Below are 21,430 nucleotides of genomic sequence, written 5' to 3'. Positions count from 1 at the left end.
TCCATGCCGATGAGATACAGATAAAGATCTCCCAGGGCTCCAAACCTGGAGAAGGTGGTCAGCTGCCGGGAACAAAGGTGAACAGCATCATTGCTAAAACCCGCAACTCCACCCCGGGCATCACCCTGATATCTCCACCTCCCCATCATGATATTTACTCCATTGAAGACCTGGCGCAGCTCATCTTCGACCTGAAGAATGTCAACCCGAATGCCCGCATCAATGTGAAGCTGGTCTCGGAGTTTGGCGTGGGAACAGTAGCAGCAGGGGTGGCCAAGGGGGGAGCCGACTCCATTGCCATCAGCGGAGCGGAAGGCGGTACCGGCGCCAGCCCCCTAAGCTCCATCCTTCATGCCGGCCTGCCCATGGAGATCGGCTTGGCCGAGACACAACAAACCCTGGTAAAAAACAACCTCCGGGGGAAGGTCTCGCTTTACGCCGACGGACAGCTAAAAACCGGACGCGATGTCATAATAGCCGCTCTGCTGGGTGCCGAAGAATTTGGCTTCGCCACCTCAGCCCTGGTAACCCTGGGTTGCATCCTGCTGAGAAAATGCAACCTGAACACCTGCTCGGTGGGTGTATGTACCCAGGATGCAGAGTTAAGAAAGCGATTCTCCGGCTCACCGGAGCATGTGATCCGCTATTTTACCTTCCTGACTGAGGAGATCCGTTTATACCTGGCAGAGATGGGCTATACCAGCATGGACGAGATCATCGGCCGCTGTGACCTGCTTATCCAGCGTAAGGAAATCGACCACTGGAAGTTACAAAAGGTCTTACTCAGCGACATCGTCCACCTGCCCGCAGAAGCCACGCAATATCCCATCCGCAAAACCCATCCCCAGGAACACCTGCCGCAGAACCTGCTGGATCGCACACTGATCCGGCAGGCGCAAAAAGCCCTGGAAAACAGCCAGCCTGTGGCAATGAATCATAAGATCACCAACACCGACCGGGCCGTGGGAGCTATGCTTTCCTATCAGGTAGACAAAAATCATGGACAGAAAGGATTGCCCGATGATACCATCACATGCCACTTTAATGGATCAGGGGGTCAGAGCTTCGGGGCATTCCTGAAATCCGGCATCACCTTCCAACTCCAGGGACAGGTCAACGATTACCTGGGGAAAGGACTATCCGGAGGAAAGATCATCGTCCAGCCATCTGCCAATGCCGCCTTCAGACCTGAACAAAACATCATCATCGGGAACACCTCGCTTTACGGAGCTACTGGCGGTGAAGTATACATCAACGGTTTATGTGGCGAACGCTTCTGCGTAAGAAACAGCGGTGCCACAGCCGTAGTGGAAGGTGCCGGCGATCATTGCTGCGAATACATGACCGGAGGAGTGGCGGTGATCCTGGGTGAGGTGGGACGAAACATGGCTGCAGGAATGAGTGGCGGCATTGCCTATGTATACAACCCCAAAGGTAACCTCGACTACTTCTGCAACATGGAAATGGTCAGCCTGCAGATCATTGAGGATTTTGAAGACCTGATCACCTTGAAACAGCTCATCCAAAGCCACCATCAGTATACAGGAAGCGCTCTGGCAGCAGCAATACTGGAAGACTGGGAAAACAGCCTCAGGGATTTCATCAAGGTGATCCCCTTCGAATATCAACGCCACCTGGAGGAAAAAAAGATCTCCGAGCTCAATCAGAAGATCAGCAAATACATGCCCGATCATGAATAGGGCGTAGCGCTTATGCACAAGCCCGTTCCCCGGTGATTATACCCGGGGAGGGAACCCGAAAGTCTGATTCACAAAACAAATAAAACCATCATGGGAGACCCAAAAGGATTCATCAAGACCGCCAGAAAAGAAGCTGGCAACAGGCCACTGCACGAACGCATCCACGACTACGGGGAAGTAGAGCAAACCCTGAACACGGCCGATCGTGCCCTACAGGCAGCCAGATGCATGGACTGCGGCGTTCCCTTTTGCCATTGGGCCTGCCCGGTGCACAGCAATATACCCGACTGGCAGGATGCCGTGTACAGGGGCGACTGGAAAGAAGCCAGCGACATACTGCATACCACCAACGATCTCCCCGAGATCACCGGCCGGGTATGCCCCGCACCATGCGAGATAAGCTGTACCCTGTCCATCAACGACCAGCCAGTGACCATCCGCGAAAATGAAGCCTCGGTGGTGGAGCATGCCTTTGCCGACGGACATATCAACCCCCAGCCTCCCCTGACACGCAACGGCAAAAAAGTGGCCGTCATCGGCTCCGGTCCGGCCGGACTATCGGCAGCCGCCCGCCTGAATCAACAAGGCTGCCTGGTGGAAGTCTTTGAAAAAGACGATGCCATTGGTGGACTATTGCGTTATGGCATACCCGATTTCAAATTAAGCAAACACATCCTCGACCGACGCCTGGATATCTTCAGGGAAGAAGGCATCTCCTTCCGCACCAGGATGGAAGTAGGTAAGGACATCGCCGCAAGCGACCTGATTCAATCCTTCGACGCCGTCTGCCTGGCAACAGGCGCACGTCACCCCAGAGACCTGAATATCCCGGGGCGGCGGATGAATGGGATCTATTTTGCCATGGATTACCTTACCCATCAAAATAAAGTGGTGCAGGCAGGGGCGGTTCAGGACAGCAATCCTATGATCAATGCCCGAAACAAACACGTGGTGGTGATCGGAGGAGGCGACACCGGATCTGACTGCGTGGGAACAGCCAACCGTCAGGGTGCTCTAAGCGTCACCCAGCTGGAAATACTCCCCAAACCCACAGAAAATAATGAATCCAACCCCAACTGGCCCTGGCCCCGGAAAACCCTCAAAAACACCTCCTCCCACGAAGAGGGCTGCAAAAGAATGTGGTCTGTAGCAAGCAAACGATTCATCGGAAAGAACAATAAAGTCAGCCAGCTCGAAATCGTGGACACCTCCTGGCAAAAGGATGAGAAGGGTCGGACAAATATGAAAGAGAAGTCTTCTACCCAACGAACCATTCAGGCCGACCTGGTGCTGCTGGCCATGGGTTTTGTCCATCCCGTACAAAAGGGCCTGCTCAACAACCTGAAGGTGGACTATGACGATCGGGGCAATGTAAAGGGAAACGAGAACCTACAAACATCCATTGGCAAAGTGTTTGTGGCGGGGGATGCACATCAGGGTGCCAACCTGGTTGTAACAGCAATAAATTCAGGCATACAGGCTGCACAAAATATAACAAAATATCTGGGGGAGACTTAGCGCCTGCGTCCGGCAGTCGTTTCCAAATCCTTTACCCCCATCCGACTGTTGTGCTTATCTGGCGGCGAAGCCTGAAGTAGTCGTTTAAGCCAACCGGCAGCCAGGCCAGGGTAAACATCGTCAATACAATCAACAGCCTCATAATCAACATTGGCTTGGTTTAAAAAATTAAAAGCTTATCCTGCTAAAATAAGAAAAATATGATAACCTGGCAGATGAAGGTCTTGACAATGGGTGTTTCCGGATAGAATCAGGATCTTTCAATCTGGCTGATAGGTCTCCTCGTATCCACTCATAAACCCGGCCTCAAAAGCCTTGACATTTTCTTCCCAGTTTAAGACAAGTTCCAGAAGCAATAGGGTTAGGATGCCCAGGAAAAAAAACTTGACATCCCTTTTGGTAATCTTTTTCATTACATGGAATTTTAATATAAAGATAGCAAAATCATCGCATCAGGGCAAGCGTTTGCATCAGGATATGCCGCCCCATATATACGATTCAGCAACACAATCTGAGACATCAGGTATATTACCGACAATCCGTTGCCAATAACCCTATTAAAAGAACAAACAGGATATTTTGCAAAATGACCCCTGTGTATTTTTCATTCCTTACCAGGAACCCAAACCGAAACAGACCCGGCTTGACACCGGAAATCACCCTTACCATCTTTATCGGTAACAACTTCTTCTTCAATATGATTGGTGACATCCCTATAAGTAGTATCAGGTGAAGCAGTCTGCATCTTTTTGCTGCCGGCCTCTCCATTGCTCATCACCACGGCAAGGCCTCCGGGATGATCCCCATCCCCGGTCCTGGTCCATCCGATGCAATTGGGATGGTTGAAATGGTCGTGTTGATCGCCGTAGGCAAACTCCCGCCTCGCATGCAAGAACCGGTCAATCATCCATTGATGACTTGCCAGGGAGATGTCATATTCTTTTCCGTCCTTTCCTGTGCCCTTATACGCTACCCCATAATAATCGGCTGAAAAGATACAGGGATACCCATCCCTTCTTAACAGGATAATGCTGTAAGCCAGCGGCTTAAACCAGGCCTCCACGACAGATTCCAGTGCTTGCAAGGGCTGCGTATCGTGATTGCTGACAATTGTTACTGCCAGGTCAGGGCGTTGCTGAACGAGCGTACCCTCCAAAATCTTCCGAAGATCATAATCCTTGCCCTGCCTGCCGGCATCGGAGAAGTTATAATGCAAGGTCGCATCAAACAGCATGATCTGTTGGTTTGTTGTTTCAAGAAAATGCTTGAGGGCTTCCACATGATAGGTCCAGTATTCACCCACGGCAAATAGCTTGCGGTTGCTATGACCGCGAAGATGATTCAGCCAATCAAGAAAGAAATCAGACTGAACGTGCTTCACCGCATCAAAACGAAATCCATCCACCCCGGTGGTCTCCAGGTACCATCTCCCCCAATGAAAAAGTTCCTCGCGCACATCGGGATTTTGTATATCCAAGTCGCAGCCCATCAAATAATCATAGTTGCCCATCTTCTGATCTACCTGCTCCTCGAAGCTCTTGCCTTCAAAAAGGTATATGGCATCCCTTTGATCGTCCAACGCATTGTAATCGGCTGCGGTAAAATGCCACCAGTGCCATTCAAGCTCAGAATATTTCTTATTGCGGCCGGGAAAAGAAAAATGGGTCCACCCTTTTATGGTCTGCATTTCCCCGATGGGTTCATGGCGGTTTTGCGGATTGTAGGGAGTAGCTCGAAACTCCTCAGGATGGTCTGCCCCCATCTTATGGTTGAACACTACATCCGCATAAACCTGAATGTTGGCCTGACGGGCCGCCTCAATGGCCTCTAGATATTCCTGGCGGGTTCCGTACTTCGTCCGAACACTCCCCTTCTGATCAAATTCCCCCAGATCGAACAAGTCGTAAACCCCATAGCCCACATCGTGCTGACCCCCTGCTCCTTTATAGGCAGGGGGAAGCCATAAGGCTGTAATGCCTGCATCAGCCAGTTCCTGAGCATCACTGGCCAATTGTTTCCACAGGGTACCATCCGCGGGAGTATACCAATGAAAATACTGCATCATGGCTCCGTTAAATTCGGCCATATCTCATCTTTTTTGCTCTTTTTCTCATCGTAAAAACAATAATTTTTGAAACCACAGAATATGATCAACAACACAACAATTCGGGAATGCTTCCTCTATCCGGGCACGGGGCAAAACGTATACCAGGGTAACAGGGGTGGGTATGACGTCCTTCTTACCGGCACCAGCGTCAAAATAAGAAATTTTCCGCGAATAAAAAAACAGTGTAAAAAACAGCGCTCTTAAAATGTCCAAAAACGAACACTTAAAATGGGCCACCTTACCCCAACGGCAGCCCATTTTCTTAATCACGAGCCCTATCGGATCGAAACCGAAGGATTGGAATGAAGATTTATTGAGGCCAGTCGATGCTGAACTCATCCTGCCACATCGGCCCCCATTCAATCTCATGTAAGATCTCATGATCAAACCACAAATGAATGCCCCTGGAATCCGATACGATCAACTCCTGTCCCGGCTGTCGGTCTGAGGAGAGGTCATCAATCTCATAATCCTCCATTTTTAAATCCTTCAACAGGGGGAGAATTTCATTCTTATTCATGCCGATCAGTTTTTTGTCTTCCAGTTCATAGTATTTGGAAGTAACAGAAATGGTGGTGAGCCGCCAGTCGGCAGCTTCGTCAAAGCCCAGGGAAAGTTCCATGCCATCGTAATGCCATGCCTCTGTCATGTCGTTTTCCTCCTCTGAAAAAGAATAGTGTTCCACTTCATCTGGTGCGCCCAGCATTTCCCTGACCTGTCCCCGGTCCATCCCAAATTTCAGGGTCCCCAGACCAATACCGGCTTTGATTTGTTTAAGATCTGTTTTCATAGGATTATCTTTATATTGATTACGGTCATATGGAACCCCCATGCTTAAACATGTCCTTGTTGTGTAGGTTACTGGATGGGGGTTTCATAGGATCATTTTATTGTTCTGTTTGGTCATATGTGGCTTGCCCCGCTGAGGCGGAGACATCTCATTGGGCCATGCCAACAAAAGCCGGATCGGTGAATTCCCGATGGACGACCCTGAAAACCGGCCTCTATTCGGATAATGGAGTATCGCTGACCATCCTATCCCTGCAATGGGCCATGATATACCCAGCCACTTTTTAGTTGATGGGACCGGACGGGTTGGCAGGTTTATAATTTGGAGGCTTTCTTCAATATTTTCGCCCCCCAGGCCCTGGCCCGTTCTATTTCACCATGGATCAACGGGCCCTTTTTACCTACCACATAAAAAATTTCCGAATCGAAGCAATGGGCGCCCTTCTTCTTTAGCTCTTTTTCTATTCGTGGGGCTGCATTGCCGAATAACCGGGTGAGTGCACCCACGACAAATCCATGGTTGTCTGCCAGGGTACTGGTATCAAAAGAAACGGCACACTTGTCCTTGAGCGATTTTTCGGGTAAAGTGGCAAGAAAAGATTTAACGGATTCGGTGAACCATCCTCCCTGGGTGGGAGACCCGATCATCAGCAGGTCGGTATCCCGGAGAACATCGCCGGCTTTTGCATCCTGAACCCTGATAACCGTTATATCAAGCCCTTCCCCCAGGCCTTCCCCAATGGCTTCCGCAATCTTTTGCGTGTGGCCATACTGGGAATCGAATATGATAGTTGCTTTCATAATGATGTCCCTTCATTACCCCTGAATACCGGATGATCGGTTCTGTCCGGTCATGATATTTTAAAATGATACTTAATAACAAGATACAACATCCGGCAAAAAATATCAAATACCCCAACCCCTTATTTGCTTTCCTTTCGCCCGTCATCTTCCAGCAAGTAAAGCCGGTTGTCTTCGACCAGGTAGATCATAGGGGCAACCTGAATGCCGGGATAGCGTTGTCTGAGTCGATTGGCTTCACTGAGGGTGAAATCCACCTCATGCCCGATCTCAAACATCGGGGCAAAATGCCGGAAATGATCCTCCGCATGTTCCCTCTTCCATCCGGTGGTATCAACCAGCCCCTTGACAAAGGATTCCTTCTTGGAATCCAAACCCACCATGCCACAATGGCTGTGTCCTATCAGGGCAATATACCTGATCCCACCAACGGTGATGGCAAAGGATACCTGAAATTCATTGTAACGCAGATTGGCACCTCCCGTGCGAATGATATAGGAGAAATGCTCAGGCAGGTGCAAAAGGACCCGGTGATCCATACACGTTCCGGTCAGTAATTTTGGAGCATCGTGCTCCTCCAGGACCCGATCCAGGTTGTGATATTCCAGAAGCAAACCAATTGGAGTATCGCGGTATTCCGGGAAGATATCCTCCCGTTGGGATATATCTTTCAAGCCATTCATAAACATTCTTTTTAGCTCTTACATTATAAAAACACAAATGCTCCCCAAAAGTTAAGAAAACAGATCCAACCAAATCCCCGGAGATTTCATCCCGTTATCTTTTGCCGGTTTGTCCCTGCATCACTCCGGCTGGAGGCAAAAAATGAAATGGATCATCTCTCGGGCACTTCCCGGGTTTTGCCCCTACCGGTCCCATCTTTGCTTAAGAACCCCAAAAGCTATTTGTTTGATGACATGGTCCAACTTGTGGCGGGTCATCACCACTCCAAGCAAAACAACCAACAATCCAACCACATCGGTCATCAGGAGCTTGTCGCCAAAAGCAATCCAGGCCATCAGCATGGTAACGGGAGGCCCCAGATAAAACAAGCTGGCCACCCGGGTGGCATCCATACGCTCTATCAGCAGCCACATCAATGCATAAGCACCCAGGGATACCGCAAATATAAGCCATATCATCGTATAGATAAAAGGACCCGTCCATTGAGCAGCCAGGTTCTCAATAAAAATGGCGGGCAAGAACAGAGCTATGGTAGTAGCCATAGCCTGGTAAAAAAGGTTCAGGTCCACGGGCAGCTTGTGGTTTCCTTTACCTGTCTCCATGCTTCTTTGCAACAGGCTGGCAATGGTGATGGCGACCACCGAGCCTAAAGGGATGAGATACCCAAAAACAGAACCGGGATAAGTGAAATCGATCCTGTAAAGGACAGCAATGGCAACACCTCCAAATCCAATGATCAGGCCCAGCCACCTGTAAAGAGGTGTTTTTTCACCTACGGCCATCCCGGAGAAAGCACCTGTTGCCATGGGCTGCAAGGCTACCACCAGGGCAACAATTCCTGCCGGGACATCATAATCCAGGGCCAGTAAAACGCAAGTAAGCCAACCGCCGTGGGCAAGAACACCTACCAACATGTTAACAGAAGCTGCAGGCCAGCCCACCCAACGAAAACGGCCTCTTATCACCAGGTACAGGAACATAAAAATGGTTAGTGCCAAATACCGCCAAAACAGCAGAGTAAAAGGACCTGTATAGGGCAACCCGTATTCTGCCCCTATGAACCCGGAATTCCAGAGCAGCACAAATCCAATGATCAGGATCACGGTTCGCTTAATCATAATTGCTTCTTATTTATTGGGAGCAAAAGGAAAGACCAGGCCTGGTTTTTTGTAATAATCGGTCCAAAAGGACATAACCCGCATTTCATTGCGAGCGGGTTCCGGCATGCTGATCCAGAAAGTTGCCAACAGAACCGGGATTGTAGATTTTCTTACCTGAGTCATAAACTTGCGTTTTGGGTTTATTTTCAACAAAGATATGACAATTATATTTTCCCCAGACCGACATGATAGAAATACGAAAATCCTGTATATGGGTTCACACGACTTACCTTTCGCCTCAGCGGATCACAAGGTCTTTGTCATCCCAACGATATATACCGCTCTGCCCAATGGGCGATGACTTTACCAATGTAGGCCGAGTCGCGGGAATCCGACAACAAATGATCGGCACCATCAAGCGATATGAAACTCTTGGGATGCCGGGCTGCCTTAAAGATATCGGCGGCATTGCTGATTCCCACAATCTGGTCCTGGGGTGAATGGGCTATGAGCAGTGCCTTACCCATCTTTGTAAGTACAGTAGGCATGTTCACGGCTTGCAGGTCATCCAGGAACTGCTTTTTGATGGTAAAGGGCCTGCCCCCTATGGATACCTCCGCGTAACCCTTTTCATGTATCTCCCCCAGGCCGGAAGAGATGAGTTGGGTGACATGGTTGGGATCGGCAGGAGCTCCTATGGTAGCTACCGCCCGGACAGAAGGAATATCCGAGGCGGCATATAAGACTGCGGCTCCTCCCAGGGAATGCCCGATCAGAAGCGAAGGTGCCTGATATTCCTTCTCCAGGAAACGTACGGCTTCCTGGATGTCCTGTATGTTGCTCGAGAAATTGGTGTCGGCAAAATCTCCTTCACTCTCTCCCAAACCGGTAAAGTCAAACCGCATCACCCCAAAACCTGAGGAGGTGAGGGACCGGCTTATGTTGCGAACCGCAGAAAGGTTTTTATTGCAGGTAAAACAGTGAGCAAAAAGTGCATAGGCGCGCTGTTGTTCATCATCCGGCAATTCCACACGGGCGGTCAATTGGTCGCCTTCAGAATTGCGGAATGTAACCTTGTCGATCTTCATAATTTGATATTTCTGGTTTTCATGGCTAGTCGCACATTCTGCTCATTCCTGACAGGAAAATTAATCCAGCTTCCGGATTTTAATATTCCGGAATTCGATCCCATGACCCTCCGATTGAAGGGCAATGTATCCCCGGGTAAGAGATTTACCCTCGTCCATAACAGCCGGGTCAAAGCCGGTCACTACTCCTCCTCCGATCTGCGGCCGGGTATATTGAAGCACCGTGTCACCATGGATCACATGTTTAATGAGAGAATCGCGGTAAACGATCAGTTCACCGCTGATCCAGCGGTCCCAGGGATAAGTTTCGGATGAAGAATTCAGACAGTGATCCGTATATTTCTCCCCCTGGTAATGAATATCCGTTCCGGGAGTACAAACATTGCCGGTGGGCCGGGGCTTTCCTTTTTCTTCTTCGGCCAGTATCTGGTATTCAACAGCTATAGGCCAGTCCTGATCCTTCCGGATGGTCTGCGGATCCTGGGCATGAAACATCACCCCGCTGTTGCGGTAGGCATAGGAAGGTGCATCTTCCTGCCACTGGTCGGTGAAACGGTATTCAAACTTCAGGTGATAGGAAGAAAAGGGTTCCCGGTAGAATAAATGTCCGAATTGCTCATTGAACGCCCCGTAATCATCGTAATTCACCCCTATTTTCCCGTCCTTCACCCGGAAAGTGTTGGCGTAGTTTTCACCCAGCTCATGGTGGTTGATCTTGGCAGTCCAGCCATCCAGGTTCTTGCCATTGAAAAGGCTTTGCCAATCCTGGCCTGAGGTGGAACCTTTTTTCTTATCATTGGAAACACACGAAATGAAAGCCCCAACAATTGCCGAAAACAGTACAATCCCGATTAAACGCATAATAAACAGTTTTACAATACACCTGATGAAACACAATTTTGAATTTCTATCCCATCAATTAAGGGATGGAAAAAAATCTCACTTAATCCGCATTGGTAAGCTTCAGGATTCGTCCGGGCTGGTTGGCCACCACATAGATGGCTCCATCGGGTCCTGCTACGGCTTCCCTCACGCGACCGGCATTCTTCAATATGGTTTCCGTGTGCATGATGCGGTGATCGTATACCCGGTGCAGTTGAACCTCCTCAAACTTGAGGGCCGAGATCAGTAAATGGTTGTTCCACTTCGGAAATTCCCGGCCGGTGTAGAAATCCATTCCACTCACGGCGATCGAGGGTTTCCAGTACAGGATGGGTTGTTCCATCCCTTCCTTATGAGTCTCCTCGGTGATGATGGTGCCGTTGTAATTCCTGCCATAGGTGATCACCGGCCAGCCATAATTTTTGCCTGCCTGGATCACATTGACCTCATCGCCTCCCATGGGGCCATGTTCCACTTCCCATAGATCATCGGTTTCGGGATGTACAGCAAGTCCCTGGGCATTTCTCTCCCCATAGGCAAAAATGGTAGGCAGGGCATCTTCCCGGTCAACAAAGGGGTTGTCGTCGGGTATGCTTCCATCGCGGTTGATGCGATGGATCTTACCATTGGGCCGGTCCAGCATTTGTGCCTGTTGCTTAGCTCCACGGTCTCCAATGCTGAAATACAGATGGCCCTGCTGATCAAAGACGATTCGACAGCCGTAATGATGGCGGGTGGTGCGATAGGTCTCATGAGGAGCCTCATAGATCACCTGCTGATCGACCCAGGCATGGTCCTGGATCTTACCCCGGACAATGCGGGTCATCGCAGGATTGCGCTCGCCTCCCCCTTTTATCCCATGGCTGTATGCCAAATAGATCCAGCCATTTTGGTCATAGTGCGGATCCAGGGCCACATCCATCAAGCCTCCCTGGCCTTGCGGCACCACCTCCGGGATATTTTGCACCGGTTCTTCCAACAGCTTGCCGTCTTTGATGATTCGAAGCTGCCCTGGCCGCTCGGTAACAAGAAACTTGTCCGCTCCGATGAAATCAATGGCCCAGGGAACATCCAGTCCTTCAGCCACCACCTCCATCTCCATCTGATAATCCAGGGTCAGCAGATCAACCGGTACCTCGGGCATATCCTTCACCTTTTCGGCTTCAAAATCATTCATGAAATCCACGATCAGGCTAATTTCCCGATCGCTGAGGGTTTCCTCATAAGCCGGCATCCCTACGTGTGGTATGCCGTATTTGATGTTGCGATGCTTATAATGGTCTTCAGCACCATATTGCCAGAATCCATCAATCAGGCTCTGTGCATTTCCACCGGCTAACCCGGCGCCATGGCACTGAGCACAATGCTGCATGTACAATTCCTTTCCCTTGTCATCCTGCGCACAAGCAGTTAAAACAAAAAGGGAAAACATTCCGGTCAAAAAAATCCAGGTAAATCTTCTCATAGTATGGTTGTTTTAGATATCAGCAAAGTTTTATCAATCAGATTCTCCCTTCATCTTACCCTCCGGGCATGCTGTAATCCACTCCATAGCGGTCCAATAATTTCTTCAGATAAAGGGTACTGCCAATCACAGTAAGCTTCCCCTCTGCTCCTGAAGTAAGGCCCACCAGGTACCCGTTCTTGTCGATCACCGGCGAACCACTTCGGCCATCGGGTTTCACACCGGTTGTCAGGAGCCGGGCATAAAAATAGTTTCCCCGCTCCTGCTGGCACTGAAACTTCATCCGGGCAGGATGATCATTGTTCTTCTGTGAGTCACCCCATCCCACGGCATAGACTACCTCGCCCTTTCGCACCGGAGCATATCTAATTTTCAAAGGGTACAGGGAGTCCAGATTTTCTATTATCTCAAAAATGATCCAGTCCCGGTTCTTCAGGGTATTGAACTGACCGATCGGTTCATGGCTGTCGCGGTTGATCAGCTTCTTCACCCCCACCGAGCGATCCGGATCATTCCTGGGATAAAACTTCCAGTACCTGAAATCCGGCCATTGCCCCACAGGCTCGTTCATCCAGGGCTCCTTTTCCACCTCAGATTTGCTGTGACACCCAAATCCTATAACAATAATAAGGGAAATAATCGGAAAAGATCTCATCTTAAAAGGGTTTATCCTATTACAGGGTTTATTTGAATTCAGTATGAATTAAAATCACCATGAGGGGTTTCTCTCTGCAACCACCAACATCTCAAAATCCGCAGGCGTCAGGGCATCCTGCCTGGAGAAGGCCCCAGCTTCGCCCCAAAGATTTCAATATTGCAAAATCCTTACATAAACGGTCAAACCCAATCTCAAGCCACTCCACTCCGGTTTTACTTCATGCTGTTCCTGCGGGGTGGAATAGTATAAAGGAGTATCCAGTTCATCTGAAAAATAGGCATTATCACCAAACAGGAGAGAATAACCTGCATTAAATGTTATGCCAAGGAAGTCAAAAGGATAATAGGTCAGGTTCAAACCCGGTTCAAAAATAAAGTTTTTGGCATGAAACTGATATTCGTCCTCCACATATGTGCTGTCCATCAGATTTAGGTATTCCTTCATCTCCAAATCCGAAGAAATAACTCCGACTTCTGAATATAAGCTCAACTCCACTCTTCTCATTTTTACCACAGGTATAGCGGCATGAATACCGAAGGTATTGGATTTCAAATCGGTCTCAAATTTGTATTCTCCGGAATAATCCTTTGCGGAAATACGGGAGCCGGTTGATTGAAAGGAATAAAAAATACCAAAATCGATGATATTCACATTCGTCAGAAGAATAGGCTGATAATACCAATTAGAGGGATAATTGGATATTTGCTTTGTCTCAACCGGGAAGGATTGCTGAATTTGTTTGTTGATGCTTTTTAGTTTTTCCATGGAAAATTGACTTCTTCCTGCTTGAAATCCAAGTCTGATGTACTGGGAATGGACCTGAAATGCAGCAAGAAGGAGGAAAGAGGCTATAATCAGCTTTTTCATGATAAGAAATTAAGTGTGAGAAAAAAAGTTTCTTCTTTCAGGTTCATGTCAGCTATTTATGCAGGCCGAGCCGGTGCCTCCAAATATCGTTTGTAAGAAATGGACATATATCCTGGTTCATCATTCCTTAAGAAAACAATGCATCTTAATTCAGGTAAAGATAAGGAAATATATGGCCATACGAAACCCTGCATTTTTATACTCCAATTTTCCTGGATTGCTTTCCGGTTATATCGTTATCCCGAGTAGGATGATAGCGGCAAGAATCACTAAACAAAACACTCCACTCAATACCGCTTTCAAAATAGCAGCGTTATTAATTTGTTTTCCGATCCTCACCATCCTGTTTCGAAAGATAAGCGCCAGGACCACCGGCAGTAAGAGTAAAAATCCATATCCGTAGAAGGTGGTCGGATGATAGAGCTGTTCCATAGCGTTGCGGATCACTCCAAAGAATATATAATCCATTACAACAGCCAGAAAGATAAAAATCAAGGAAACGAGCAGGGCTGCTTTGATCAGGTTCTTTCCCGGGTAGGTCTTCAATGCCAAAAAAGTTGAATAGGCCCAAATAACAGGTGCCAAAGTCACCATCAGGGTGATTCCCAAAGTTACACTATAACTCCATGGAAACCACAAAAGAAGATTTGAAGCCCAATAAGCAGCAAACCCCAAAGAAAAGGTGTAAATCAACCAATGCTTCATTGTCACTCAAATTCAAGAAGACCGGAAAAAACAACAGGTGTTTTGTAAATCGAATCATTTAAAGCGCTGATATCCATTTTTTTTGCTTCAGCATGCTTTATTATGAGTTCATTTCACCGCTCATAAAACCTGTCGATCTTCGGCATGGTCATATACGCTCATGGGTGTATTCCGGATTGTAAAGCATGAACAAATATATGCTGCTTTCCGCCGAAGATATTCAATTGGTTCTTACCTTGACCGCGTAAGCGCGCCGGGGGTTTTTAACAAGAAGTAGATCGATATCTTCCTGGGTAAACCCATTGTCCTTCAGGGCTGGGATCAGATACTCAAAAATATCGGTATATCCGCGGTAATTGCCACCTTGCTTCTCTCCTGCCGAATACCAGCCGGAATCGTGAGATATGAGAATTTTATTTAAGATGCCTTCCCGTTTTAATTTTGTTAAAGTATCCACATACCAATCGATGTTACCTGATTGTTGGGGATCGTTGGAAGGTTTAGACTTCACATTATCCAGGGAGATCCAGGCGCCTTGATTGGCAGCCTGAATATATCCCTCCAGTGTACCTTGCTGGGCATGGGTCCAGATAAAGGCTTCCAGGGAAACACCCTCTTCTTTTAAAACTCCCATCTGGGCAAACGCAGGGCCGTCTGGTCCTGTATGAGAGACGACAGGCAATCCGGTTGCTTTATGCGTAATGGCAGCTGCTTCGATCAGCTTTTGGTGCATGGGCGATAAGGTATCCTGCCTGGCCACCCCAATTTTTATAAAACCTGGGTGGACATCGCTCCCTTCAATGCCATTTTCAAATTCATCGATCCACACCCGGGCAATTTCTTCCGCCTCATCTTCATAGGCATGTTTGGGGATAAATCGATTATCCACTGCACCATAATACCCGGTATTGGTCACAATGTGCATACCTGTTCTTTTCGAAAGCTCTTTCAGGATCAAAGGATCCCGGCCCAGATAGGCAGGTGTACAGTCAAAAAAGGCACTGACCCCATGCTCCTTAGCCTTCTTTAGAAAAGGAAGCGCCCGTTCCACTACTTCCGAACGGTCCCATCGGTGAAATCCCGTGCTGTCCGCTCCAATCCAGTCTACCATCACATGTTCATGAATTAAGGCAGTACCCATTTCTTCCACGGGTATTTCACCATTTACCGTTATAATTTTTTCTTTTTCTGTATGTTGAATGCAGCTGGTCAAAAAAACAAAAAAGGCAGAGATGAATAGTATTTTCTTCATAATTTTAGATATTTCAGTCATGAACTTAAAATGGGTTTTGAGGAATTGGGGTGGTTAGTTGCTCAAGGTCTTTCTCTATGAAGCCTTCTGACTTTAGCCGGTGTAAGAATTCGGTCATCAATGCATGGAAAGGCCTGACCCTCCCTCAAGGCCATGGTCATCCTAAAGGTCATGCCAGAATTCTGGAGTATTACCAAAGAAAGCACTTAACCTTGAAGCTGTATCTGCAGCGATACGGCGTTTACCTCTAATAATCCGAGAAAACTTTACCTGATTTTATGGTTTCTATTTAACTAACCTCAGTACTATTTTAATGTAACATCCAGATAAACCGAATGACGGCCATATGTTTCATAAAAAGGTTTAAAAACTACCCCATCGATGGTAAACCTCAATTGTTCAGGATCACCTGATATCGATTTACTGATATCTTCTGCATCGAATGTCATCTTACGCCATTGGGTCCGTGGCTCTGACTCCTGAGCTGCCAGTAAAACGGGGCCGTAAAACAAACTGGCGATATTTTGCTGATCCATCACCGGATCTAAATGAAATTGAAACGGCATGCGCAACTCAACCGTATCCCCGTCTTTCCATTGACGGCTTAAAGTAAGATAACTTCCTGGCTCAGCCTGAACCTTTTCTTCCTGGCCATTGATCTTCACAAAAAATCCTTTGGTTGCCCAATGCGGCACACGTACATTCAGATCAAACCTGCCATGGCCCTGAATGGTTAGCCGGGTGTGGTCTTCTTTTGGATAAGCTGTTGTTTGCGTAACAGTTATATTCTTTTCCGTCCATTTTAATGTGGAAGGCACATACAGGTTCACATACAAAGCCTGGTTGTCTGGACTTTTGAAATAAATAGTGTTTTGAAGTTTTGTACTGCTCTCCAGAGCCGTACCGTTACAACAGGTAAAACCTGTCATATCCGGGTTACCAAACCGTTTGATAGAACCTGGTCTCAAAGGCACGTGATAAGTATTGGCAGGGGAGTGCTCGGCAACAGAAGCAAGAATGTGATTGTAAAGTCCACGCTCGTAATAATCCATTAACTCTGCACGCTGATTAAAGAGAAAAAGGCTTCTGGTTAATTTGAGCAGATTGTAGGTTGCACAGGTTTCATTCTGGCCACCAGCGGCGAAGCCGTTTTCATAAAGGGTGGACGGTTCAGCTGTGAAGCATTCCGCGTTATTGGGGTTACGTGCTCCGGCCACTCCTCCGATGCTGTACATATAATCATGAGTGGCCCTATTCCAGAAATTATCCGCTATATGATAATATTCCGGATCCTTAGAAACGCGATAGGTTTCCAGTGCCCCCTTAATCTGGGGAACATGTTGGTTGGCATGTAAAGAACGAAACAGATCTACATTCCTGGCCAGTCCGTGGGAATGATCCGCATCACCAAAAAACACCTTAATGTTATCAAATAACTGTGCACCTTCCAGATAATGAGGTTCGTTGGTCAGCCGATACAGCCTTGCCATAGCTTCGTTCATTCCCCCATACTCTCCTGCAATATATCTGTTCCACATGCTTAGGAGTGTGTCGGTTGGCAGCTGGCTCAGACGGGCATATACCCAGTCACCCATCCCTTCTACTATTTCCAGCGCCTTTTCATTGCCACTGACCTGATAAATATCCATCAGCCCGGCCAGAATTTTATGCAAGGTATAGTAGGGTGCCCAGATTTGAGTATCATCGCCTCCATAGCTGGCACCCTTTTCCAGCATGATAAACTGGTCTGGCGGGTAGGCACTGATAAAGCCTTTGCCCCAGTTCCAGTAATCCGTTCGGATACCTTCTTTGCTCAAATCGGAATTATAGCCTGATGCATCCGGACCAGGTGGCACAGCTGTCGGGTCTGACACATGTTCGCTTCCGACTGTTTGGGGTTGACCGGACATCTGTGATAATTCATACAGGGTATTGACCATATATTCCATCTTATCAGCAAAATTGGCCTGGAGCGAGGCATCATAAACGGTACTCGCATACGACTGGGCTATAGCACTAAGATAATGGCCTGTAGCATGACCGCGCAGTTTCGTTTCCTGACTGTCCCATACCCCCAGTGGTTCAGCTCCTTCAGGCTGTTCCTGTCCAAAGGCATTGCGAAACATATAAAGAAAATTGTCAGGATTTGTATTGACAAGGCCTGTTATAAATTTATCACGGTTCTCTATGAATTTTGTTTTGCGACTATGAATATCCGTGTTTAATAAAACCTGATCCAAATTAAAAGCTTCCAGACTGCGATCCGGTGCAGCAGGCTCTTTAGCTTGTTTAACTGTGACAATCGCATTGGGTTGTATGTCTGTTCCGGCAACCTTTCCTGTTACTGTATATGTGCCTGGGGTAAGCACCTGACTATTATCTTCAGGTGCCGGCCAGAGCACCCTTACATCCGGCCCTTCAATATTGTTGCTGTAAACGCCCTGTACATAACGTGGTAATCTGGGAAGATTCCCCACTGTGGTCTCCACTTGAATATCCGGAACGCTGGTGAGATATGCATTATACAACTGAGGAGATGTTTCGGAAAACGCTGGAAGATCCCGGTCTGATTCATCTCTTGTGCTGACTACCTCTTCTTCCTTTTTCAAAGCATTATCGTGAATCCTGGCAATTTGTCTTTCACTTAGAGGAATTCTATAGATTCGGAAATCGTGCAATTTGGCATCTAAATACGTATTACCAACAGCCAGTGACTTTCCTATATAGAGTTCATTTTCTCCTGAATGGTTCCCGAAGAGGTCTTCCAGTTCCAGCTCTACGTTCTCTGTCTTGCCCACAAGGTCACCATTCAGGTATGTGCTCAATGTTTGGGAGGGAACATCGATCACAACGGCCAAATGGTTCCATTTATCAACTGCCGCCGCTGGTGAACTGGCAACATAGGCATCAGATTCAGTCAGGATTTGAGCCTGATACCCCTTTTTATCCTGAGTACCTGCTGGAGCAGCAAAGAAATGCGACTGGCTGTTTTTTCCACAATCGAAAAACAGCTGCCCGCTTTTCGCAGAACGCAGGTAAATCCATCCGGTGATACTCAGTGATTCTTCTCCTGTCACTGATTCGCCCGGGATTGAAATAAATGCTTCACCATCTTCGGGTAAAGAAATGACATGACCGAACTGGGGGTCTTCTACAAACCTGAAATCAGAGCCTTGCACGCTGCCATGCAGGTTGTTACGGGACCAGTCCTTTACATCCTCTTTCAAGGTATAGCGGGCAATTAATCCTGTCTCTCCAATTCCGTCTAACATTTGATCACCTCCTTGTGCAAATACCGAAGTTGTACCCAAAGCAAAAAAACTTAGTGTTATTCCAACGAACAGCTTGTATTTTTTCATAATTAACTTCATTTTAGTTGTGCTCAATAATCAATAAAGTAAGATTAATAATTTTCAAGTTCTAAATGAACAAAGATATTATTAAAGTCCAGTAAAATGGCCTTGAGTAGTTAAAAATTCTAAATTTTATATCGTTTATCGCATCAAAATCCAACTAATGTCAGAAAATGGTTTTTATGTTTATTTAGATAGAAAACTGATTTTTATAATTTTCCTTCATTTCTGCAGCTTTGATGGTGGCAACAGTCGTTTATCGGTTACACTGATATGTTGATTTATGCCTAACGATTAACTATATGCGCCGTGCGGGAGGAAAGAAGGGTGAACCTACCCCCTGGTGAAAAATTAGACTGAATTCGCCCACTCAAGATACTTGAATCCTGACCGCATGGTGTACCTTGTGGTTGGTTTATTTTTCTGTCTTTGGGGTACGAATGTCCCTGATTATTTTCAGGGTATCATTATTGTGGTGGGATTCTTCTTCGAGGCCATAGTCATTCCAAAGACCAGGCCAAAATTTTGGAGTATTACCAAAGAAAGCACTTAACCTTGAAGCTGTATCAGCAGTGGCACGGCGCTTACCTTTAATTATTTGAGAAATTCTCGTTTGGGATATGCCTACTTCCTTGGCCAATCTATAGGCACTAATATCCATTGGCCTAAGGAATTCCTCAACTAAAATTTCTCCTGGGTGGATATTGGGTAATCTAATCATTTTCTATGGATTTCATTTGTGATAATCAGTAATCTCGACCTCATGGGCATGATTGCTTTCCCATTTAAAAATTATTCACCATTGGTCATTAATCCGGATGCTGTAAATGTCTTTTCCCTTTCCTTTGAGCCTTTCTAATCTATTTGATGATTGCCAGCAGGATTGAAAGAATTATCAGGACAGGGGAAAACCAAAAAGTTGCCTTCAATTCATTCCAAAAAAATAGTATATTTTCTCATGTCCCAAAACTATTCAAAGGTTAATCAGGAGCAATTGGGTGTTATGCCCAAATGCTCCCATAAATCTAAAAAAGTGATGAAATTTTTGAAAACCCCTCTTTAAATGAATCTGCTGATGAAGAAAAAGCGTTTTTCACTTCTTCCCATTTTTCATCAGAGGCTTTCATAAGCACATCATACTTAGCTTGCAGGTCATCTTTCTGGGATTTCAACCTCGAAAGCTTTTCTTCATACTCAGCCTTAGAGTCTGCCTTAGCTTTATCCTTTTTAGCTTCCAGTTCGTCAATCTTAGCAATCACGTCATTTAGACTTTTTTTTGCTTCTTTTTTGAAATTTTCTTTGTCCATGTCCATAATTATTAAGTTAGTAAAATGCCTACTCTTAAGGATTTTCGGCTTACTCCTTTATGCAAGAAAATGCATTTCCAATTAAAAAGTAGTAATCCAGTTAGCTCTAAAGGTTGGTATATCTAAAAAACTACCTGTAAGATAAATGAAGCCCCAAGTTCAGTGTCGCCTTGATTCGGCATATAAGCATCAATATTTAATGTTAAGCCTGTAATATCAGTAAAATCAACATTGGTGCCAAATGTCAGTTTTTGTTCTGTGGTTTTCTGTTCTTTATACCACCATGATTGCCATCGAGCCAATGTCATTACTTTATCGTTTAAATGCACTCCGCCTGTCAGGTAATAACCACTGATTATTTCTTTCGCCCCACGTATATCATACGTTTCCAGTTCGCCTTGCAGGTATTCTGCAGCAAAGTATAGTCTGTCCCATTCAACCTCAACGTCGGAACCAATAATCGTGCGTTTCCCCCGTAATAATGGTCCACTACTACCACTCACTGTTCCTTCGGAATAACCGTGTGATCCACTAACGGCAAATTGCAGATTACTCAGGATTGAATTGTCCACGGTGTACTGAATTCTGCCTATACCGTAAAATTTGTTGTTATTATTAGTGCTCAAACGGTTACCGTTAAACAGACCTGTGTAGTAGTAGAAGCCCTCTATATCGCCAGTTGCGGAAATGCCAATCTCACGGGAACCAACCAATAATCCTGTCATTGTGGCACGGTCAACAAAGTTGTGGTCAGCAGGACTGGGAATATAGTCCAACGTTTGCCTGGGTTTCATAGAGCCTACCGAAATACTAAGGGCATCATGAAGTTTATAACCGATATAGGCATCTAATAGAGTTGGTTCAGGAGCAGCATCCAGATAAAATCGGTAAAAGAACCCACCATCAATTTTCCCTTTAAGGCTAATTCTGGCATTGGGAGTGCTAAAGGTTCTGCCACCTTGAAAATCATCATCTTTAAAGGAAAACCGCCCCTCATTTTGTAATAAAAGGTTGAGGGTAAAGTAATCCTTTTGAATAAGGTCTCGTAGCTTTTCAACTGATGATGAATTCTCTTGTGCACTTGTGGGAAGAGAAAAAACAAGCCCAAACAAAATTAGAGTGAAAATACTTCTTCTCATAGTATGCTAATTTTA

21 protein-coding genes and 1 pseudogene are annotated in these 21,430 nt (G+C 46.6%); 3 read left to right on the top strand and 19 right to left on the bottom strand.

Annotation, left to right across the window (positions count from 1 at the left end; all coding sequences use genetic code 11):
- Nucleotides 1–1,700, top strand: a 1,700-nt coding sequence (locus KGY70_02395) for a glutamate synthase subunit alpha (protein ID MBS3774013.1), incomplete at its 5' end; no start/stop codon positions are given.
- A gap of 90 nt (nt 1,701–1,790) precedes the next feature.
- Nucleotides 1,791–3,218, top strand: coding sequence for a glutamate synthase subunit beta (locus KGY70_02390; protein ID MBS3774012.1), 1,428 nt, complete (start codon nt 1,791–1,793; stop codon nt 3,216–3,218).
- A 260-nt stretch (nt 3,219–3,478) separates the two neighbouring features.
- On the opposite strand, the gene KGY70_02385 is transcribed toward KGY70_02390, so the two are convergent.
- The 14 genes from KGY70_02385 to KGY70_02320 all read right to left on the bottom strand — a co-directional run bounded on the left by KGY70_02385 (nt 3,479) and on the right by KGY70_02320 (nt 15,616).
- A complete protein-coding gene (locus tag KGY70_02385; GenBank protein MBS3774011.1) occupies nt 3,479–3,631 on the bottom strand; it encodes a hypothetical protein in 153 nt (50 codons plus the stop codon).
- A gap of 191 nt (nt 3,632–3,822) precedes the next feature.
- Nucleotides 3,823–5,304, bottom strand: a complete 1,482-nt coding sequence (locus KGY70_02380; protein MBS3774010.1) for an alpha-amylase — start codon at nt 5,302–5,304, stop codon at nt 3,823–3,825.
- 331 nt (nt 5,305–5,635) lie between these two features.
- A complete protein-coding gene (locus KGY70_02375; protein ID MBS3774009.1) occupies nt 5,636–6,115 on the bottom strand; it encodes a hypothetical protein in 480 nt (159 codons plus the stop codon).
- 314 nt (nt 6,116–6,429) lie between these two features.
- Entirely contained in the window at nt 6,430–6,915 is a 486-nt protein-coding gene (locus KGY70_02370; GenBank protein ID MBS3774008.1) for a flavodoxin family protein, read from the bottom strand.
- A gap of 122 nt (nt 6,916–7,037) precedes the next feature.
- Entirely contained in the window at nt 7,038–7,598 is a 561-nt protein-coding gene (locus tag KGY70_02365) for a carbonic anhydrase (GenBank protein MBS3774007.1), read from the bottom strand.
- Nucleotides 7,599–7,781: 183 nt separating this feature from the next.
- Complete coding sequence (locus KGY70_02360; protein ID MBS3774006.1) at nt 7,782–8,717, bottom strand: DMT family transporter; 936 nt, start codon at nt 8,715–8,717, stop codon at nt 7,782–7,784.
- Nucleotides 8,718–8,726: 9 nt separating this feature from the next.
- Nucleotides 8,727–8,882, bottom strand: a complete 156-nt coding sequence (locus KGY70_02355; GenBank protein MBS3774005.1) for a hypothetical protein — start codon at nt 8,880–8,882, stop codon at nt 8,727–8,729.
- A 137-nt stretch (nt 8,883–9,019) separates the two neighbouring features.
- Nucleotides 9,020–9,787 (bottom strand): alpha/beta hydrolase, encoded by a 768-nt coding sequence (locus KGY70_02350; protein MBS3774004.1) that lies wholly within the window; start codon nt 9,785–9,787, stop codon nt 9,020–9,022.
- A 60-nt stretch (nt 9,788–9,847) separates the two neighbouring features.
- On the bottom strand, nt 9,848–10,648 hold the full coding sequence (locus tag KGY70_02345; protein MBS3774003.1) for a DUF1080 domain-containing protein: 801 nt from the start codon (nt 10,646–10,648) through the stop codon (nt 9,848–9,850).
- Nucleotides 10,649–10,730: 82 nt separating this feature from the next.
- On the bottom strand, nt 10,731–12,134 hold the full coding sequence (locus tag KGY70_02340) for a PQQ-dependent sugar dehydrogenase (GenBank protein ID MBS3774002.1): 1,404 nt from the start codon (nt 12,132–12,134) through the stop codon (nt 10,731–10,733).
- 55 nt (nt 12,135–12,189) lie between these two features.
- Nucleotides 12,190–12,789: a trypsin-like peptidase domain-containing protein gene (locus KGY70_02335; GenBank protein ID MBS3774001.1), complete on the bottom strand. Its 600-nt coding sequence runs from the start codon at nt 12,787–12,789 to the stop codon at nt 12,190–12,192.
- A 153-nt stretch (nt 12,790–12,942) separates the two neighbouring features.
- A complete protein-coding gene (locus KGY70_02330) occupies nt 12,943–13,659 on the bottom strand; it encodes a hypothetical protein (GenBank protein MBS3774000.1) in 717 nt (238 codons plus the stop codon).
- A gap of 228 nt (nt 13,660–13,887) precedes the next feature.
- Nucleotides 13,888–14,364 (bottom strand): hypothetical protein, encoded by a 477-nt coding sequence (locus tag KGY70_02325; GenBank protein MBS3773999.1) that lies wholly within the window; start codon nt 14,362–14,364, stop codon nt 13,888–13,890.
- Between the two features lie 220 nt (nt 14,365–14,584).
- Nucleotides 14,585–15,616, bottom strand: coding sequence for a hypothetical protein (locus tag KGY70_02320; protein ID MBS3773998.1), 1,032 nt, complete (start codon nt 15,614–15,616; stop codon nt 14,585–14,587).
- A 77-nt stretch (nt 15,617–15,693) separates the two neighbouring features.
- On the opposite strand from KGY70_02320, the gene KGY70_02315 reads away from it, so the two are divergent.
- Complete coding sequence (locus tag KGY70_02315; GenBank protein ID MBS3773997.1) at nt 15,694–15,867, top strand: hypothetical protein; 174 nt, start codon at nt 15,694–15,696, stop codon at nt 15,865–15,867.
- 54 nt (nt 15,868–15,921) lie between these two features.
- On the opposite strand, the gene KGY70_02310 is transcribed toward KGY70_02315, so the two are convergent.
- From KGY70_02310 to KGY70_02290, 5 genes and pseudogenes are all read right to left on the bottom strand, one after another.
- The gene (locus KGY70_02310; protein ID MBS3773996.1) at nt 15,922–18,975 is read right to left on the bottom strand and encodes a glycoside hydrolase family 127 protein; all 3,054 of its coding nucleotides are present in this window, start codon (nt 18,973–18,975) and stop codon (nt 15,922–15,924) included.
- 409 nt (nt 18,976–19,384) lie between these two features.
- The gene (locus KGY70_02305; protein ID MBS3773995.1) at nt 19,385–19,690 is read right to left on the bottom strand and encodes a HigA family addiction module antidote protein; all 306 of its coding nucleotides are present in this window, start codon (nt 19,688–19,690) and stop codon (nt 19,385–19,387) included.
- A gap of 75 nt (nt 19,691–19,765) precedes the next feature.
- A pseudogene (locus KGY70_02300) lies at nt 19,766–19,837 on the bottom strand (type II toxin-antitoxin system RelE/ParE family toxin).
- A 157-nt stretch (nt 19,838–19,994) separates the two neighbouring features.
- Nucleotides 19,995–20,282 (bottom strand): hypothetical protein, encoded by a 288-nt coding sequence (locus KGY70_02295; GenBank protein MBS3773994.1) that lies wholly within the window; start codon nt 20,280–20,282, stop codon nt 19,995–19,997.
- A gap of 116 nt (nt 20,283–20,398) precedes the next feature.
- On the bottom strand, nt 20,399–21,415 hold the full coding sequence (locus tag KGY70_02290; protein MBS3773993.1) for a hypothetical protein: 1,017 nt from the start codon (nt 21,413–21,415) through the stop codon (nt 20,399–20,401).
- Nucleotides 21,416–21,430: the final 15 nt, after the last annotated feature.

The sequence above is a fragment of the Bacteroidales bacterium genome (genome assembly GCA_018334875.1).
GTDB lineage: Bacteria > Bacteroidota > Bacteroidia > Bacteroidales > UBA12077 > JAGXLC01.
This window is presented reverse-complemented; position numbering and strand designations above follow the sequence as displayed.

What these genes read in the sequence shown, in the direction of transcription:
- KGY70_02290 (MBS3773993.1), bottom strand. Translation starts at nt 21,415, where the DNA reads ATGAGAAGAAGTATTTTCACTCTAATTTTGTTTGGGCTTGTTTTTTCT.
- KGY70_02380 (MBS3774010.1), bottom strand. Translation starts at nt 5,304, where the DNA reads ATGGCCGAATTTAACGGAGCCATGATGCAGTATTTTCATTGGTATACT.
- KGY70_02370 (MBS3774008.1), bottom strand. Translation starts at nt 6,915, where the DNA reads ATGAAAGCAACTATCATATTCGATTCCCAGTATGGCCACACGCAAAAG.
- KGY70_02375 (MBS3774009.1), bottom strand. Translation starts at nt 6,115, where the DNA reads ATGAAAACAGATCTTAAACAAATCAAAGCCGGTATTGGTCTGGGGACC.
- KGY70_02310 (MBS3773996.1), bottom strand. Translation starts at nt 18,975, where the DNA reads ATGAAAAAATACAAGCTGTTCGTTGGAATAACACTAAGTTTTTTTGCT.
- KGY70_02320 (MBS3773998.1), bottom strand. Translation starts at nt 15,616, where the DNA reads ATGAAGAAAATACTATTCATCTCTGCCTTTTTTGTTTTTTTGACCAGC.
- KGY70_02385 (MBS3774011.1), bottom strand. Translation starts at nt 3,631, where the DNA reads ATGAAAAAGATTACCAAAAGGGATGTCAAGTTTTTTTTCCTGGGCATC.
- KGY70_02360 (MBS3774006.1), bottom strand. Translation starts at nt 8,717, where the DNA reads ATGATTAAGCGAACCGTGATCCTGATCATTGGATTTGTGCTGCTCTGG.
- KGY70_02390 (MBS3774012.1), top strand. Translation starts at nt 1,791, where the DNA reads ATGGGAGACCCAAAAGGATTCATCAAGACCGCCAGAAAAGAAGCTGGC.
- KGY70_02295 (MBS3773994.1), bottom strand. Translation starts at nt 20,282, where the DNA reads ATGGACATGGACAAAGAAAATTTCAAAAAAGAAGCAAAAAAAAGTCTA.
- KGY70_02350 (MBS3774004.1), bottom strand. Translation starts at nt 9,787, where the DNA reads ATGAAGATCGACAAGGTTACATTCCGCAATTCTGAAGGCGACCAATTG.
- KGY70_02305 (MBS3773995.1), bottom strand. Translation starts at nt 19,690, where the DNA reads ATGATTAGATTACCCAATATCCACCCAGGAGAAATTTTAGTTGAGGAA.
- KGY70_02365 (MBS3774007.1), bottom strand. Translation starts at nt 7,598, where the DNA reads ATGAATGGCTTGAAAGATATATCCCAACGGGAGGATATCTTCCCGGAA.
- KGY70_02345 (MBS3774003.1), bottom strand. Translation starts at nt 10,648, where the DNA reads ATGCGTTTAATCGGGATTGTACTGTTTTCGGCAATTGTTGGGGCTTTC.
- KGY70_02315 (MBS3773997.1), top strand. Translation starts at nt 15,694, where the DNA reads ATGAAGCCTTCTGACTTTAGCCGGTGTAAGAATTCGGTCATCAATGCA.
- KGY70_02355 (MBS3774005.1), bottom strand. Translation starts at nt 8,882, where the DNA reads ATGACTCAGGTAAGAAAATCTACAATCCCGGTTCTGTTGGCAACTTTC.
- KGY70_02335 (MBS3774001.1), bottom strand. Translation starts at nt 12,789, where the DNA reads ATGAGATCTTTTCCGATTATTTCCCTTATTATTGTTATAGGATTTGGG.
- KGY70_02325 (MBS3773999.1), bottom strand. Translation starts at nt 14,364, where the DNA reads ATGAAGCATTGGTTGATTTACACCTTTTCTTTGGGGTTTGCTGCTTAT.
- KGY70_02330 (MBS3774000.1), bottom strand. Translation starts at nt 13,659, where the DNA reads ATGAAAAAGCTGATTATAGCCTCTTTCCTCCTTCTTGCTGCATTTCAG.
- KGY70_02340 (MBS3774002.1), bottom strand. Translation starts at nt 12,134, where the DNA reads ATGAGAAGATTTACCTGGATTTTTTTGACCGGAATGTTTTCCCTTTTT.